Raw genomic sequence first — 16,608 nt, 5'->3', positions numbered from 1 at the left:
GAAAGAAAAGGCAGGAATGTCAAATGACATTCCTCTTAACTTTTATTAAAGAGTATTGGCTGATATTGCTTAAAGGAGATATTGATAAAATAATCTTTTATGACTATAATAAATCATACAAGTTTAAGAAAATACTCATTATTTATAGAGACAAAACAATTATATTGAGAAAGAAATTGATAAGTTATAACAAAAAGAAAAAATAATAGAAGGTGAAAAAGGATGAATTGGCTAAGAGAATTTATGCTTGGGAGATATGGCACAGACCAGTTGTCTTTGGCGTTACTAATAGCTTATGTTGTAATATCTTTGTTAGCTTCAATCACAGGGGCTTGGGGACTACGCATTATCGCTTATATTGTAATTGGATTAGGTTTATTTCGAGTATTATCTCGCAATATTACAAAGCGACAGAAAGAAAATATGATATTTTTAAAATGGTGGATGCCGATTATAAGTAAATTAAGGCAAGAGGTTAATCAAGTAAAGTCTATAAAAACGCATCGTTTTTACAGGTGTCCAAACTGTAAATTAAAACTTCGTGTGCCAAGAGGAAAGGGGAGGATTAGGATTACTTGCCCGAGGTGCAAAGAAGAATTTGTCAAGAAAAGCTAGACAAAAAACAGAGTATATTGTAAAGGTGAGGTTAAAAATGAAAAAAGTCTTTGTATTAATTAGTGTAATTTTACCACTTGTTTTAATTTCTGCTTGTGCAAGCTCAAATAAAAATAATAATACAAGTAGTGGAAGCAATAGCAATAATATTGATAGCGAAAGTAAGACGCCTACATCTCAAGTATTAAAAGTTAAGGATTATTTTCCGATTAAGGATAATGCAAGATATACTTATGAGGGCAAGGGAAACGAATATGCGTCATATAATGTGTATGTAGACTATACATCAGAAAATAAAGTCCAACAAAGAGTGGACAACGGCGGTACAGTACTAGCTAAGGTTATTGAATTGAAGGATGGTAAAGCAACAAGATTGTTATCAAGGGAGGAAGCATATTATAGAGAAAACCTTTTAGGGGTAAAGGGAGATGAAGAAGAAATTCTTTTAATGGAACCACTAGTAAAAGGTACAACTTGGACTCTTAATGATTCAAGAGTAAGAACAATAACTGCTACTTCAGTTGATATAGCAACTCCAACAGGGAGCTATAAAGCTATCGAAGTCGAAACTAAAGGTCCGAAAGATAAAACAATTGATTACTATGCAAGAAATGTTGGTTTAGTAAAATCAGTATTTATCTCTGGAAAATTTGAAGTAACGTCTTCGCTAAGTAAGATTGAGGAAAATGCTTCACTAGTACAAAGAATCAGTTTTTTCTATCCTAATATTAATAATGGTAAAACTTATTATAAAAATAAAGATATAAGTTTTAAAACTAATGATATAACAAAACAAGTTTTAGAGGCATCCTACAAAGATTTAGTAAATAATAATTTAGGAAAAGTATTTTCTAAAAATACAAAAATTAACAGCTTATATTTAAATAAAGATAACACGGTTTATATAGATTTAAATAGTTCATTTTTAAATGATATGAATAGTGGATCTGGATATGAACAAATGATTCTTAAAAGTATTGCAAATACTTTTGGTAAATACTATAATTCACAAAAGGTCATTTTGACAGTAGATAATAAGCCTTATCAATCTGGTCATATAATCATGAAAAAAGGTGAATCTATTAAAGTAAAGTATGAGGATGCAATTGAGATTAAATAGATTAAACTTAAAATTTAATAAAAATAATTATCCCTCTGAAACTCTCATGGGGGTTTTCATGTTCAAATATTTCTAAGAGATGGAGACAAAGTTATATTTGAAGGATAGTCTAAGAATTTGATTAATTAAAAATCTTCTATTGCAGGAAGATTATAAATTCGTATAATAAATAGCGTACCTTACATTAATGGTTTACTATAAAGGTCATTAAGATATCAATTGACATTTTTTGAATTATTGTATAATATTAAAATGTATTCTTTATTAATTAGACTAAATGGTCACATAACTGGCGGAAGTGGAGTATACCACAGGGAGTGTGACTTATATAAAATGCCGACCGCCTGGGCAAATGTCCAGGCGGTATTGTATTTTTTGTACCTCCTGGATAACAGGTTCTAAGAATCAGATAGGGTTAAAACTCTATTTTATGACAAGAACTAAGTTTACTAAATCTTAAGGAGGCATTTTTTATGAAAAAACAATGGCAAGGATTTCAAACAGGAAAGTGGACAGAAACAATTGATGTAAGAGACTTTATTCAGAAGAACTACATAATATATGAAGGAGATAAAAGTTTTTTAGCAGCTTCTACAGAAAAAACTAAGAAGATATGGGACAAAGCAGAAGCTCTTATAATAGAAGAAATTAAAAAAGGAATAATTGATGTTGAAACTAACAAATTTTCTGGGATAAACAATTTTGGACCAGGATATTTAGATAGCGAAAATGAAGTTATTGTTGGTTTCCAAACAGACGCCCCATTAAAAAGAATAATGAATCCATATGGTGGAATGAGAATGGTAGAGCAATCTCTTGAAGCTTATGGATATGAAATGAATGAAGATATAAACAAGAACTTTAAGATATATAGAAAAACTCACAACGAGGGAGTTTTCGATGCCTACACAGAAGAAACAAGAAAAGCAAGAACAGTAGGATTACTTACAGGACTTCCTGATGCTTATGGAAGAGGAAGAATAATAGGTGACTACAGAAGGATAGCTCTTTATGGAATGGACTTTTTAATTGCCCAAAAGAAAAAAGACTTAAAAGAACTAAAAGGATCTTCAGAGGAGACTATAAGACTTAGAGAAGAAGTGAGCATGCAAATCTGCGCCATGGGAGAATTAAAACAAATGGCTGCTTCCTATGGCATTGATATATCACAACCAGCAGAAAATGCCAAAGAAGCGGTACAATTCCTATACTTTGGATATTTAGCAGCAGTTAAAGAAAATAACGGAGCTGCAATGTCGCTTGGAAGAAATACTACTTTCTTAGATATATTTATAGAAAGGGACTTACAAAGTGGACTTGTAAAAGAAGGGCAGGCTCAGGAAATAATCGACCAATTTGTTATAAAGTTAAGAATGGTAAGACACTTAAGAACTCCTGAATATAATGACTTATTTGCAGGGGATCCAAACTGGATAACAGAATCAATTGGAGGAGTAGGGGTAAACGGAAAACCGCTTGTTACTAAAACAGCTTTCAGATTCCTACACACATTAAGTAACTTAACACCAGCTCCAGAACCAAACATGACAGTACTTTGGTCAGAAAAATTACCTGAGAACTTTAAAAAATACTGTGCTGAAATGTCTATAAAGACAGATGCTATACAGTATGAAAATGATGATATAATGAGACCAATATACGGGGATGACTATGCTATAGCTTGCTGTGTATCTGCTATGGAAGTTGGTAAGAGAATGCAGTTCTTCGGAGCAAGAGCAAATATTGCTAAGTCGTTACTTTACGCTATAAATGGCGGAATTGACGAAAAGAAGAAGGCTAAAGATGGAAGTTTAATTGAGGTTGTACCTGGAATAGAGAGAATCACTGACGAAGTTTTAGATTTTGATAAGGTAAGGAAAAACTACAATAAGGTTATGGAGTATGTGGCAGAGTTATATGTTGATACAATGAATACAATTCACTACATGCATGACAAATATGCTTATGAAGCAGGACAAATGGCTCTTCACGATACAAGCATTAAAAGATTTATGGCTTTTGGTATAGCAGGATTATCAGTTGCTGCAGACTCACTAAGCGCTATAAAATTTGCTAAGGTTACACCTATAAGAAATGAACAGGGAATAGCTGTTGATTTTAAAATAGAAGGAGAATTCCCTAAGTTTGGTAATGACGATGATAGAGTTGACGATATAGCTGTAGAAATAACAAAGAAATTCTCAACTGAGCTTAAAAAGCACAAAACTTATAGAGATGCAGAACATTCACTTTCAGTTCTTACTATAACATCTAACGTAGTATATGGTAAGAAAACAGGTTCAACTCCAGATGGAAGAAAAGCAGGAGAAGCTTTTGCGCCAGGAGCAAACCCAATGCATGGAAGAGATGAAAATGGAGCACTTGCATCATTAAACTCAGTAGCTAAAATACCATACAGAGAATATTGTCAAGATGGAGTTTCTAACACATTCTCTATAATACCAGATGCCCTTGGAAAAGATGAAGAAAGCAGAGTAAATAATCTTGTAAATATGATGGATGGATATTTTGGACAAGCAGCTTTCCACCTAAATGTAAATGTACTTAGAAGAGAAACATTAGAAGATGCTATGGAGCATCCAGAGAAATATCCAACTTTAACAATAAGAGTTTCTGGATACGCTGTTCACTTCAACAGATTAACTAAGGAACAACAAAGAGAAGTTATAAATAGAACATTCCATGGAGCAATGTAAGTAATAACAATAAAGTTAAATAAGGTTCAATAGTAATCTTAATTAGCTAGCTTGAAAGACATGTTATAATTATCAATGGGTAACTTAGTATTGTAAGATTATGCGTCAAATAAAAATTATAGGTATAATCATATTTTAGAAGGATTAATGTGGATATAATAATGGCAATAGGGGAACGGAAAAGTATAAGGAAGTTTTAAAATAAAATGGTACTTGAAGAAACTACGGATTGAATATATTATAATATTTAGATTCAGTGTATATGTATAATATGCAGAGTTTTTATTCAAAGTCACAATTGAAAAATGAATAGTTTGCTATAGCACTATACTATACAAATCTGAATTTTACGTTGTGTTTCAAAAAAAGAAGAATATTATTAATAATGTCAAAAAGATAAAGGTGGTTATACATGGAAAGAGAGATTAAAAGTTTTCAAATTGAGGATCTTTTAGGTTTTGTTATAAATCGTGCATCTCTTGTTTTGAGAAAAAAGTTAGCGTATCTTTTTAAAAAGGAAGGTTATGACATAACACCTGAAGAATTTGCAATATTGAACCGATTGTGGGAAGAAGATGGCCTTTTCCAATCGGTCATTAATGACAAAACATTAAAGGACAAAACTACAGTTACCCGTTTATTGGAAAGGCTTATAAAGAAAGATTTGATTGAAAAGAGAACCGATGAGGTAGATCGTAGAAATTACAGGGTTTTTCTTACAGAGAAAGGAATGGAGCTAAAGTATAAAATAATTCCTACCGTATTAAAGCTTATGGATATATCTGCACAGAACATTGATGCTGAAGATTTAGAAATAACTATCAAGACATTAAAAGAAATATTTAAAAATTTAAATACGGAAGATGATTAGTAATTTAGAGAAACAATAATTTTATAATTCAAGAGTACTATAATTATAGGTATTACTTAAAATTGAAACTATACTATAAAGATTCGACTATTTGGAAAAATAATCGAATCTTTAATTTATTATTAAGACTATTTTTAGTGGTAGTTTATAAAGGATACTTCCGTTATAGGTTTATATGCGAATAATGTTGCACAAAAAAAGGTTGCTAATAGCAACTAATTAATATATAATTAAATAAATACTAGCTCAATAAATAAATGTGATTAGGCTGGTATACAAAATAATTTTTAATTTTTAAAACAAACGAGAGAGGGGTTAATATTATGGATTCAAAATTAATGGTAGATTCAAAAATTATTGAGGCTTTTCACCTTATGTGGAGTAAGTTCCCTGAACCAGCTATGCTAATTCATAAGACAAGAGAGATATTAGCAGTGAATGAAGCTTGCAAAAATGCAGAAGAGATTAAGGGGATAATTACTGAAGAACTAGTTGGAAAAAAGTGCGTGTCAATGATGTCACCTGAGATTCATAGAGGTTGTTTAGCAAATAAGGCTTTACAGACCCAACAAGCTATGAGTATGAAGAAAGAGTTTGGCGGATTAGAGGTCAGCACTTATTGGATTCCGGTATCGGGATGCCCTGATGTTTATGTTCATTTTCGCAAAATCAATGAGTAAGCTTCAGTCAACTCAAAGGCTTGTAGTTGGCTGTAAATAGTATGTTTAATAAAAGAGTAAACCTTAAATAAAAGCTAAGGTTTGCTCTTTTGTTAAATATAGAAGTAATTAGAATAGCTTCATCATTCAAGTGGCAAATCAGTTTAATTAATATTAAAGTTTTCTCTCACTAATTGCATAAACAACGACATCGCAGGGCTAATCCATTTGTTCTTATGATAAGCGTATATTGCTGTGATTTTAGTCTCAGAGCAGCCTACACTAAGTTCTTTTAACTTACCATTTTCAAGTTCCTCTTTTACTGTAAAACGAGGCAGAAAAGAAATTCCTAAGTTGCTTGCAACACATTTTTTTATGGCCTCAATACTCCAAAGTTCAATTGTGTTATTCAATGTTATATTGTTATCATGAAAGTAATTTTCCAGTATCTTTCTATAAATAGATTCAACTTCATTAATGATAAGACTTGTATTTATTTGTTGGTTTGGCTTGTGAAGGTCCAATTTATCATGTTGAAATGAAGGTGAACATACTAAAGCTAAATTAAAATCTGCTAATTGAACAGTAGTCAAATTGTCATTTTGAATTCCAACATCGTACATTAAACCAATGTCTACTTCACCCATCAGTAAGATGTTTCTTATAGCAAAACAGTTGAGTGAAATGATAGAAAGCTTTACATTAGGAGCTTTTTCCTTAAATAAGCTTAACACATCTTGTAATTTATAAGACATCAATGATTCTGCAACTGCAATTTTCAATTCTCCTGTAATCTTATCACCATATTTACCAATACTCTCTATTTTTTTTATCGTTTCAAGTAATTCATTTGCATGAGGTATCAATTCTTTTCCTAAAGTCGTTAACACCATATTACGACCTATTTTTTCAAATAGTTTGATTGAGAGCTCTTGCTCTAATTGCTGAATTTGAGATGTAACAGTAGACTGAGTGTACCCCAATTTTATTGCTGCGTTTGAAAAGTTACCTTCTTCTATAATAGTTTTAAATGTTTTAAAGTGTCTAATATCCATTTATTTCACTCCAATCTCTATATTAGATAATATATTTGTAAAATCGAATTGTCAATTCGAATATATCAATTTTACAAATGTATAGTTGTTTGATAGTATAAATTCATGGAAGGGGTGCATAAGAATGAATTTATTAGCAGACCAAATAAAGAGTGCAGCACTTGATATGGGTTATGAAAAGTGCGGTATTATTAAAATATCTGATATGAATGATTATGAAGAGAGGCTTAATGAACGAATTGAAAGAATCCCAGAAGCCAAGGGCTTTTACCAAAGCCTTTATCGTTTTACACATATACAAGACACACACCCATGGGCGAAATCCATTGTTATATGCGTAAGAAAATATGGAAAATATCATATTCCAGAACATTTAAAAGGTGTAATAGCTAAATATTATTTAGTAGATAGCAGAGTAGATGAACAATCAAAAGATTTTCAAGATAGTTTAAAGTTTGAAAGATACATGAAAGACATGGGACTTAGAGCAGAAACTGAACGAAAGTTTGGATTTACAGCAATGCGATGGGCGGCATTGAAAGCTGGACTCGGAATAATTCGTAAAAATAATTTTTTTTACACGGAAGATGGCTCATGGATATATTTAGAGGCATGGCTGATTGATAAGGAATTAGAAGCTATAGAAATACCTAAAGTTAGGGCTTGCTCTGAAAAGTGCAATCTATGTATAAAAGCCTGTCCATCAACTTCCTTATCACAGCCGTATACTATGAGTCCTATGGCTTGTGTATCCTGCATGACCACATTTACAGGCAGAGATATGCCTAATGAAAAATTTAGAGAACAAATTGGAGATTGGGTTTATGGATGTGACGTTTGTCAAGATGTTTGTCCTATGAACAAAGGAGCTTGGAATGCTATAGAAGAATTTCCTGGTTTATCTGAATTAAGTCAATATATTTCGCTAGAAAAAATCATAAAAATGGACTATACATTTTTAGAGAATATAATACAACCTAAGTTTTGGTACATAGGAAAAAATGATGTTTGGAAATGGAAGACTAATGCCATTAACGCAATGGTAAATAACTATAAGGAGGAGTATAAAGAATATATTTTGTATGCTTGTAACGATAGTAATGTCAAAGTAAGAGAAATGGCTCAATGGGCAATTCAAAAACTGAATCTACGATAAATAGGTTCTTTACAATCAATTAAAACTGCAATGAAAAAGACATGGTGCATGATATTTTTGAACTAAATAATTTTGTCAATGAAAAATAAAGAAAAATTTAAATCAAAGAAGAGAATGATGAAGTTACTCTAAGGTTAATTCGCAATACGAACAATATATGTATAATCAAGAATTAAAATTTTAAATAATTTCTTCAAATATAGATATAACTTACCTATATTTTATGCTCAAAGGTCATGATTCGGTTTAATGAATCATGACCTCAAGACTATAACTTTTTATTGAAAATTTTTAACAACCTGAGGTAGTGATTTGCTTCTCTTAAGGTATGGTCTCCTAATAAAGGGACAATAATTGACCTTATATCACAATTTAGTAGGCCAGCTGTAGCCTCTGCTTTAAAGTTCCTTATATCTTTTGTTGCTTCAAGGTCTTCCTCAGTAATATCAGAAATGGAATCATTTAATTCTATGGCAACAGCTGTTAATATATCAAACTCTTTTCCAAACATATGCGCGGTTTTAATTAAATCTTCTTCAGTTGGATCTAAGAGTCCTCTTATAAATTTTGCGTGCTCCGCCATAATTCTATTCCAGAATTGTTGCTGCTCTACTGCTTCACGAACGATATCTACCTCAATTCTCTTTTGTAGTCTGGACAATAATTTGTGGTAAAATATGGCCTCTCTCCTTACATGATCTATCAAAAGTGGATAATTGAAGGTGAAAATATTACATTTTAGTACATCCCTTAAAATGCTAGATTTATAGTCAATAATTTTTTCAATTGCTTTCAAGGTCATCTCATTTAAATCTCTTACAGATAATTCAAGTCCTTTTGAAAAATTATTGTCACAGCCAGGAACAATATCTGCTTCAGCCTTTGTAACATCAGTATCAATTGGTATTCCGGTGTAGAAGACTGTAGCCTTTTCAGCAGGTAAGGTAAACTTAGTTACAAGCTCTCCAGATTGCTTTACCATAGGGCTAATTACTCCATCTGAAAGAGAAATTGTTTCTTCTAAGAGTTTAGTGAAAAGTTCTTTAAAGTTGTCCCCTTTTTGTGCTAAGTCGGAATTCTTTGGTGTAAATCCTGCTTCTAGGAAAAAAGCATGCTCTTTCATTATCCTCATGAAAAATAGATTTAATTCAAGGGATTGTCTAATGAATTCTTTTGTAGATAACATATACTTCATCTCTCCTTATAGCATAAAGCTTTTTTGTATATCTTTATCAATAGTTGTTGTGTGTTAATATTATATGTACATTATTTTCACTTGTGATAAGCTTTTAATAATACTAATTACTTAATGAAGATATTGACATTTATACTTAGGATAATTAGAGTACTTTTACTCATTTTTTATTAGAACTTGTTACTATAATGACTTTTCTATTAATTTAAAAGTATTGTACCTAACAGCCACATTGTTATGGAGAACAGTGTAAGTATTACTTTGCCATTAATGATGCTTGCTCTTATTTTCTAGAGATTTAGCTGAAGCAAGTAAGTTAAATAACAATAAAAGCCTCTGTAAAATACAAAGGCTTTAACATCCATAGACTTGTGTGGATTTTATATTAACTTACATTGTTTTTACTAACATTTACCTTTCTTTTTGCTTTTTCCTAGTAACTCTTTATGGTCACTTAAAAGTTTAAGGAAATGTTCTGCTTCCCTCATGACGTGATCTGCTAATAATTCTGGTATTTCGCTCAACATTTTACATTCACCAGCTAACTCTCTACCAGTTCGCTTAAAGTCTCTCAATTTTTCCGTTGCTTCTGTTACTTCTTCAGTGAATCTTTCAATAGTAGGAATAATCATATAGGAAGGTGAAATCATGCCTTCAAGGTCAATTGCCTGCTGTTTTAAATCATCAAATAAATCACTAAATTCTCTAGCTTGCTTTTCTAATCTTCTTTCGGATGGATCAAGTAAGTTAACTATAAACTTAGAATGATCAGCCATTATTCTTGTCCAGAACATCTGCTCACTCATAATTCTATAACCTGGTACTTGGACTGTACCGAATTGTACTCTTTGCAATTCTTGTGTAAATAAAATTGCCTCTCTTCTTATATGGTCAATTAATAATGCATATAAATTTTGAAGTGGCATTTTACATAGAAGATTATATTCTAAAATTTTAGTTTTATATTTAATATACTTTAGTGTTAGAGCGTAAGCTTGATTATTTAACAACATAACTTCCTGTTCTGCTGGATTCGTCATTTGTTTAGCTAGAGTAAGTAGACTATCATATTGCTTTTGGAAGAATGCCGCTTCTTGAATTAAATCAGGTCTTCCACAAGGCAACCCTGCTTGAATAAAAATAGCATGTTCTTTCATAATTCTTAACCAATATCTGTTTAAATCTAAAGACTCTGGAATAAAGTTATTCATCTATACACCCCATAAAAAATAATACACACCATTTATTATATGAGGGTATTCACATATTTGTTACAACATCTTAGATTAAAATACAACATTTAAATTCAACTCTAAGAATAAATAATTAAATCAATATTAAAATCAATGGATTTAATCTATCTTTATAAGTGTCTTCTGTTTTTTATTCTAATGAATGTAACATCTAAATAATAACCGTCATATTATAGAAATGTAATATTTGTTTAAGGAGTATGTAAATGTGCCATAGTCATTATTACTTAGGAAATACATCTATAAACGATAACCATAGTCACAACTATAGAGGACAAACTTCGTTATCCCCAACTGGAGTACCTCATGTGCATTATATTGTAGGATATACAACTTATCGAGATGGACATATGCACTATTATGCTATTCAGACAAGCCGTGACTATCACGTTCCTGGAGGACACATTCACTATATTTATGGAATAACGCATATCGCTCAAGAACATTATCATTTTATGAATAGTGCTACAAGTGTAAGCCATTAATACGGAATATAAGAAAACCCCCAGCTCTTGGGGGTTTTTCAGTCAAACTGAAATCCGTTAGATTCTCTAAAAAACTTTATCCTGCTACTGATTTAACTTTTTATTAATTGTTGGCTTTATATAATCTACTATAGATCTTGTGGTAAGCGTTTTAAAATCTTAACTTTCATCGATTTTACATAAGACCTTGTTACTAAAATATATTTGGATCTTTTTTATTTGGTCCTTCACCTTGACAATTTAGCTTATTAAATGCAGGCCCTTCAACATTGTCACCATCATAATTAAATCTTGAACCATGACAAGGACAGTCCCAAGTTTTCTCTGCTTCATTCCATACTAATTCACAACCTAAGTGAGTACAAGTAATATCGACTATATGCAGCTTTCCACATTCGTCACGATAAGCACCTACTCTCTCTCCATCAACGCTAATTACCTTAGCTTCTCCATTTTCAATTTTCACATCGTCAGGTACTGGCGTGATTTTTCCTCCCACAAGTTTTACTGCAACATCTACATTAGTTGATACTAATTTAGGTATTGAACTTAAATCAAATCTAGAAGGGTCATATACTGCTGCCCATGGACTTTCTCCCTTAGTTATTAAATCTGTTAGAATCATTGCTGATGCTGTACTATTGGTCATTCCCCATTTACCAAAGCCTGTTGCTACAAACACATTAGAGGTTTTTGATGTAAGATGGCCAACATAAGGAATACTATCTATAGTCATACAATCTTGTGTTGACCACCTGAATAATGGCTTTTCTACATTAAAGGTTTCTTTTGCAAAATTGCCTAAGTTTTCGTAATGAATGTTAGTATGTTTCTCATCTCCAGTCTTATGGTGTTCTCCACCTACTAGTATAATTTCACCATCATTATACTTTTGAGAACGAAGTGAGCGACCTGGGTCTTCAGCGGTTATATACATCCCTCCTGGATATGTTTCACTAGCCTTAATCCCTAACACATATGATTTCTCAGCATACATCCTTGCAAAATACATTCCTAATCCATCATAGCAAGGGAAATGGGAAGCAACAATAACTTTAGATGCTGTAACCTTTTTTCCATCATTGCTCACTACTACACAATTCTCATTATCCTGAACATCAACAATCTTTGTATGTTCAAAAATATGGCTTCCATCACCTGGTATTTCTTTAGCAAGTTCAAGTATGTACTTCAAAGGATGAAATTGTGCTTGATTTTCAAAACGTACAGCAGCCTTTATTTTGAAAGGAAGAGGTATATTATCTAAATAGGATGCTTTTATCCCCAAACTAGAAGCAGCTTTTACCTCATTTTCAATTTGTTCGATATATTCATCAGACTGAGTATAAACATAAGCAGATTGCCAGGAAAAATCACAGTCTATATTTTTCTCCTTTATCAAATTTGCAATTGTTTGAATTGCAGTCTCATTTGCGTCTGCATATTGTCTTGCTTTTTCTTCTCCCATCTTGTTTTTTATTTTATTATAAATTAAATTATGCTGTGAAGTTATTTTTGCTGTAGTATGGCCAGTTGTACCATGTGCAATCTTATTAGATTCAAGTATAGCTACTTTTAAACCTTTTCTTTTTAAAAATAATGCAGAAGTAAGTCCAACTAAACCTCCTCCTATTATAGCTACATCCACATTAATATCCTCAGTTAGAGTTGGATAATCTGTTTTATTCACAGAAGCAATCCAGTATGGTTCATGATTACTAGCGAAAACATCCAAACTATTGTTTTTCATACTCAAACTCACCTTTCTTAGAACAATTTTTAAAATATACTAATTTTAGTTACTTCTATATTTATGATTTGTAAATATAAAAAAAATATGTGAATACAAACTATTAATTCATTTGTTTTGCAATAATGGTAATATAAATTAATTACTATAGAGGCAAATAATTTTTTATGTGCTTATGTTTACATTAAGAAATATCAAAATTATACAATGAGGTATGGAAGATTCTGTATTATCTCGAAAAGAACTTTACGGTATTTTTACGTCATATTTTATTTGAAGTGGAGAAGGTATAATAAACTATTAGCAGCAGAAACTAAAAGGGGTTGCATTGTGTTGATATATAAAGTAAATAGCGGCTACGTCTCTGGATAACGATTTCTAAGTGTCAAAGACACTAAGAAATCTGTTTATGTAAAAGAAAAAGCTATGATACAAAAATATAGAAGAAGAAAAGGAGATACGATGACAGAGAGAAAAGGAATAATAGAAACAGGATGGAATTTAGATAACAGTTATGCTCGTCTACCGAAATTATTTTTCACTACTCAGAATCCAACCCCTGTACGGTTACCGAAGTTAATCATTCTCAATTATCCGCTCGCAACAGCATTAGGGTTGGACGTCCAGGTGCTGCAAGGTAATGATGGCGCAGTGATCCTTTCTGGCAACGAGATTCCAGAAGGCGCTTCGCCTCTTGCTCAAGCTTATGCAGGACACCAATTTGGGCATTTTACCATGTTAGGTGACGGCAGGGCTGTGCTACTTGGGGAGCAAATCACGCCCTCAGGTGAGAGGGTTGATATTCAACTTAAGGGTTCAGGTAGAACTCCATACTCCCGTGGAGGTGATGGTCGAGCGGCACTTGGACCGATGCTGCGTGAATATATCATCAGCGAAGCAATGCATGGTCTTGGTATTCCTACCACCCGCAGTTTAGCAGTAGTGGAAACTGGAGAGTCAATAATTCGAGAAACAGAACAACCTGGTGCAATTCTTACCCGTGTGGCTGCTAGTCATCTACGCGTTGGTACCTTTCAATATGCTTCAAAATGGGGAACTGTGGAGGAACTTCAGGCTCTTGCGGATTATACATTGCAAAGACATTTTCCAGAGGTTAAAGCTGATGAGAATCGATACCTTTTATTGCTTAAGGAAGTGATCAAGCGTCAGGCTGAACTGATTGCCAAATGGCAGCTGATTGGCTTTATTCATGGGGTGATGAACACTGACAACATGACCTTGAGTGGAGAAACTATTGATTATGGCCCTTGCGCTTTCATGGATGCCTATGATCCAGCAACGGTGTTTAGTTCTATTGACACTCGTGGCCGCTATGCTTATGGCAATCAACCTCATATTGCCGCGTGGAATCTAGCGAGATTTGCTGAGACTCTACTACCGCTACTACATGACAACCAGGAACAGGCTGTTATACTTGCTCAGGATGCGATTTCGGATTTTACTGAGTTATATCATAGAAGTTGGATGGCGGGAATGAGAGCAAAACTGGGAATCTTTAACGAAGAGCCACATGATGAATCTCTTTTTGAAGATCTCCTCAGCATGATGCATAAGTATGATGCAGACTATACCAATACCTTCCGTGCATTAACTTTTGAAAATGCAGAAGATATGTTGCTATTTGATACTGTGGAATTTACTCAGTGGCATGAGCAGTGGCAGGCGAGGCTAGACAGGCAGCAGGAATCAAAAGATGCCTCTCATAGATTGATGCAAAGCAGTAATCCAGCAGTAATTCCTCGCAACCACCGTGTAGAAGAGGCACTAGATGCCGCGGTGAAACATAGAGACTACAGCGTGATGGAGAAACTTCTTAATGTCCTTACATGTCCTTACGCACACTCTCCTGAACAGGCTGACTATTCCACACTACCTGCAAAATCAGAGCGTCCTTACCGAACCTTTTGCGGTACCTAGAGCAGAAGCAATATGTTGGTAACGAACGAGTGATGTTCGTTACTAACAAGAAAAAAGTAGGGATGCTATAAATAAAAAAGATAGTAAAACTTTATCCGATGACTACCCGCTCTAATACTCCCTCGCACGGTGTGAAAGCGACTATCACCAAATCGGAGATTTGGGATATCTGCTTTTCTACAAGATGGAGTAAAGAGCGGCTACGTCCCTGGATAACGATTTCTAAGCATCAGGTGGAGTTAAAACTCCATCTGATGCCAAGAACTCTGTTTATAATAAGGCTTTGTTATCTTTTTTATTTGGCCGATATTAATAGGGAGGGCTTCTATCGCATAAAGATAAGACGGATTATAGTCAAAATACGAACTGACTATTGAACTTGAAGATATAAACAATGCTCTTTAAGAATTGAATAATATAGTGTTAAATAGCTATGCTTAATGAAGTTGTATGGTAATGACGCAACTTGAATTTCATGATATAATTAGACTGCATGTATGTTAAATTTACATATGGACTTTATTTTTTGGAGGAATAGAAATGCAAATAGGTTTTTTTGACTCTGGCATCGGAGGCATTACTGTATTACATGATGCATTAAAAATGTTACCTAATGAGGATTATATATATTACGCAGATACATTAAATGTTCCATATGGACCCAAACCGAAAGATGAAGTTAAAAAGTATATTTTTAATGCTGTAGAGTTTATTATTCAACAGGGAGTCAAGGCGATAGTTATTGCGTGTAATACTGCTACAAGCGTAGCAATCGAAGAGTTAAGGGCTAAATACAGTATTCCAATCATTGGTATGGAGCCTGCCGTAAAACCTGCTATTGAGAAAAACAAGGATATAAATAAACGGGTTCTGGTAACTGCTACAGCTTTGACTGTGAAGGAAGAAAAACTGCAGAATCTTATTGCTAAATTAGATAACGAACATGTTGTTGACTTATTACCCCTTCCAGGATTAGTCCAATTTTCGGAAAGACTTGAGTTTAATGAAGAAATAGTATTGCCTTATCTTAAAGAACAATTATTTAAATATGATTTAGATAATTATGAAACTATTGTTTTAGGGTGTACTCATTTTTCTTACTATAAAGATATGTTTAGAAAATTACTTCCATCACATGTTAATATAATCGACGGAAACATTGGTACTGTAAAAAATCTAAAAAGAACTTTGGAAGAAATGAAATCATTAAATGAAGGTAATGGTAATATTATTTTCTACAATTCAGGATTCAGGGTTGAGGATAAAGTAAAATTAGATAACTACAGTAAGTTATTTGAAAGATTAGATGAAATTAATGTATAAAACATTCTTATTAAGCGGCTCAACAATAAAAACTAAACAGTTATTTCAAGCACCGTATTATTCAGCATAGAATTTTACGGTGCTTTTACGTCTTATTTCAAATCAACGTCACAATATTCTTACAAGGTTAAATAATCGTAGATTAGCAATACTTTAATAAGCGTATGGTATTATGATACAATTATAGTAATTATTATTTAAAGGAGTATTTAAAATGAATAACAATAAAATGTTGCTTTTTTATCTTCTCCCTATAGTAGCTATATTAATTATATTAGTATTTATATATTTTAAAACGCAACCTGTTGTTGGATAATTTTTCCGTTTTATATAACAATTATATAAAGTATTACAATTCATGATTTTCTTATCACTTAAAATGCTTGAAGAAGGTGTGCAAAGGATGGTACAATTCCCATATAGTTAAATTTAAAGTATATTTTATTATGAATTGGTTTATATCATGAAGGG

General features: G+C 32.6%; 13 protein-coding genes and 1 riboswitch. Of the genes, 9 read left to right on the top strand and 4 right to left on the bottom strand.

The features are described from left to right. Positions 1-222: 222 nt before the first annotated feature. The 5 genes from AC0N0V_RS13075 (at position 223) to AC0N0V_RS13055 (ending at position 6,003) form a co-directional block, all read left to right on the top strand. A complete protein-coding gene (locus AC0N0V_RS13075) occupies positions 223-615 on the top strand; it encodes a hypothetical protein (protein WP_474458397.1) in 393 nt (130 codons plus the stop codon). Positions 616-652: 37 nt separating this feature from the next. Further along, positions 653-1,735, top strand: coding sequence for a GerMN domain-containing protein (locus tag AC0N0V_RS13070; protein ID WP_474458395.1), 1,083 nt, complete (start codon positions 653-655; stop codon positions 1,733-1,735). A gap of 275 nt (positions 1,736-2,010) precedes the next feature. After that, positions 2,011-2,092, top strand: a riboswitch (ZMP/ZTP riboswitch). Positions 2,093-2,208: 116 nt separating this feature from the next. Further along, the gene (pflB, locus tag AC0N0V_RS13065) at positions 2,209-4,452 is read left to right on the top strand and encodes a formate C-acetyltransferase (protein ID WP_474458393.1); all 2,244 of its coding nucleotides are present in this window, start codon (positions 2,209-2,211) and stop codon (positions 4,450-4,452) included. Positions 4,453-4,864: 412 nt separating this feature from the next. Then, positions 4,865-5,323 (top strand): MarR family winged helix-turn-helix transcriptional regulator, encoded by a 459-nt coding sequence (locus tag AC0N0V_RS13060; RefSeq protein ID WP_474458391.1) that lies wholly within the window; start codon positions 4,865-4,867, stop codon positions 5,321-5,323. Between the two features lie 323 nt (positions 5,324-5,646). Next, positions 5,647-6,003 carry a hypothetical protein gene (locus tag AC0N0V_RS13055; RefSeq protein WP_474458390.1) on the top strand — a complete coding sequence of 119 codons (357 nt, stop codon included), beginning with the start codon at positions 5,647-5,649 and terminating at the stop codon, positions 6,001-6,003. Positions 6,004-6,146: 143 nt separating this feature from the next. Here the strand turns inward: AC0N0V_RS13055 and AC0N0V_RS13050 are convergent, their stop codons facing one another. Next, the gene (locus tag AC0N0V_RS13050) at positions 6,147-7,037 is read right to left on the bottom strand and encodes a LysR family transcriptional regulator (RefSeq protein ID WP_474458388.1); all 891 of its coding nucleotides are present in this window, start codon (positions 7,035-7,037) and stop codon (positions 6,147-6,149) included. A 124-nt stretch (positions 7,038-7,161) separates the two neighbouring features. Between AC0N0V_RS13050 and AC0N0V_RS13045 the strand changes: the two genes are divergently transcribed. Then, positions 7,162-8,193: an epoxyqueuosine reductase gene (locus tag AC0N0V_RS13045; RefSeq protein ID WP_474458387.1), complete on the top strand. Its 1,032-nt coding sequence runs from the start codon at positions 7,162-7,164 to the stop codon at positions 8,191-8,193. A gap of 268 nt (positions 8,194-8,461) precedes the next feature. On the opposite strand, the gene AC0N0V_RS13040 is transcribed toward AC0N0V_RS13045, so the two are convergent. Then, positions 8,462-9,379 carry a DUF2935 domain-containing protein gene (locus tag AC0N0V_RS13040; RefSeq protein ID WP_474458385.1) on the bottom strand — a complete coding sequence of 306 codons (918 nt, stop codon included), beginning with the start codon at positions 9,377-9,379 and terminating at the stop codon, positions 8,462-8,464. A gap of 413 nt (positions 9,380-9,792) precedes the next feature. Then, positions 9,793-10,599 (bottom strand): DUF2935 domain-containing protein, encoded by an 807-nt coding sequence (locus AC0N0V_RS13035; RefSeq protein WP_474458383.1) that lies wholly within the window; start codon positions 10,597-10,599, stop codon positions 9,793-9,795. 248 nt (positions 10,600-10,847) lie between these two features. On the opposite strand from AC0N0V_RS13035, the gene AC0N0V_RS13030 reads away from it, so the two are divergent. Continuing rightward, positions 10,848-11,126: a YmaF family protein gene (locus AC0N0V_RS13030; protein WP_474458382.1), complete on the top strand. Its 279-nt coding sequence runs from the start codon at positions 10,848-10,850 to the stop codon at positions 11,124-11,126. 193 nt (positions 11,127-11,319) lie between these two features. Here AC0N0V_RS13030 and AC0N0V_RS13025 read toward each other — a convergent pair whose 3' ends face one another. Beyond that, positions 11,320-12,876 (bottom strand): FAD-dependent oxidoreductase, encoded by a 1,557-nt coding sequence (locus AC0N0V_RS13025; RefSeq protein ID WP_474458381.1) that lies wholly within the window; start codon positions 12,874-12,876, stop codon positions 11,320-11,322. A 462-nt stretch (positions 12,877-13,338) separates the two neighbouring features. Between AC0N0V_RS13025 and AC0N0V_RS13020 the strand changes: the two genes are divergently transcribed. Continuing rightward, a complete protein-coding gene (locus AC0N0V_RS13020; RefSeq protein WP_474464530.1) occupies positions 13,339-14,814 on the top strand; it encodes a protein adenylyltransferase SelO in 1,476 nt (491 codons plus the stop codon). A gap of 540 nt (positions 14,815-15,354) precedes the next feature. Continuing rightward, positions 15,355-16,137 (top strand): glutamate racemase, encoded by a 783-nt coding sequence (murI, locus tag AC0N0V_RS13015; RefSeq protein ID WP_474458379.1) that lies wholly within the window; start codon positions 15,355-15,357, stop codon positions 16,135-16,137. Positions 16,138-16,608 lie beyond the last annotated feature (471 nt).

The organism is Clostridium sp. CS1-1 (assembly GCF_056135525.1).
The sequence above is the reverse complement of the archived record's forward strand: the minus strand, read 5'-3'. Positions and strand labels throughout refer to the sequence as shown.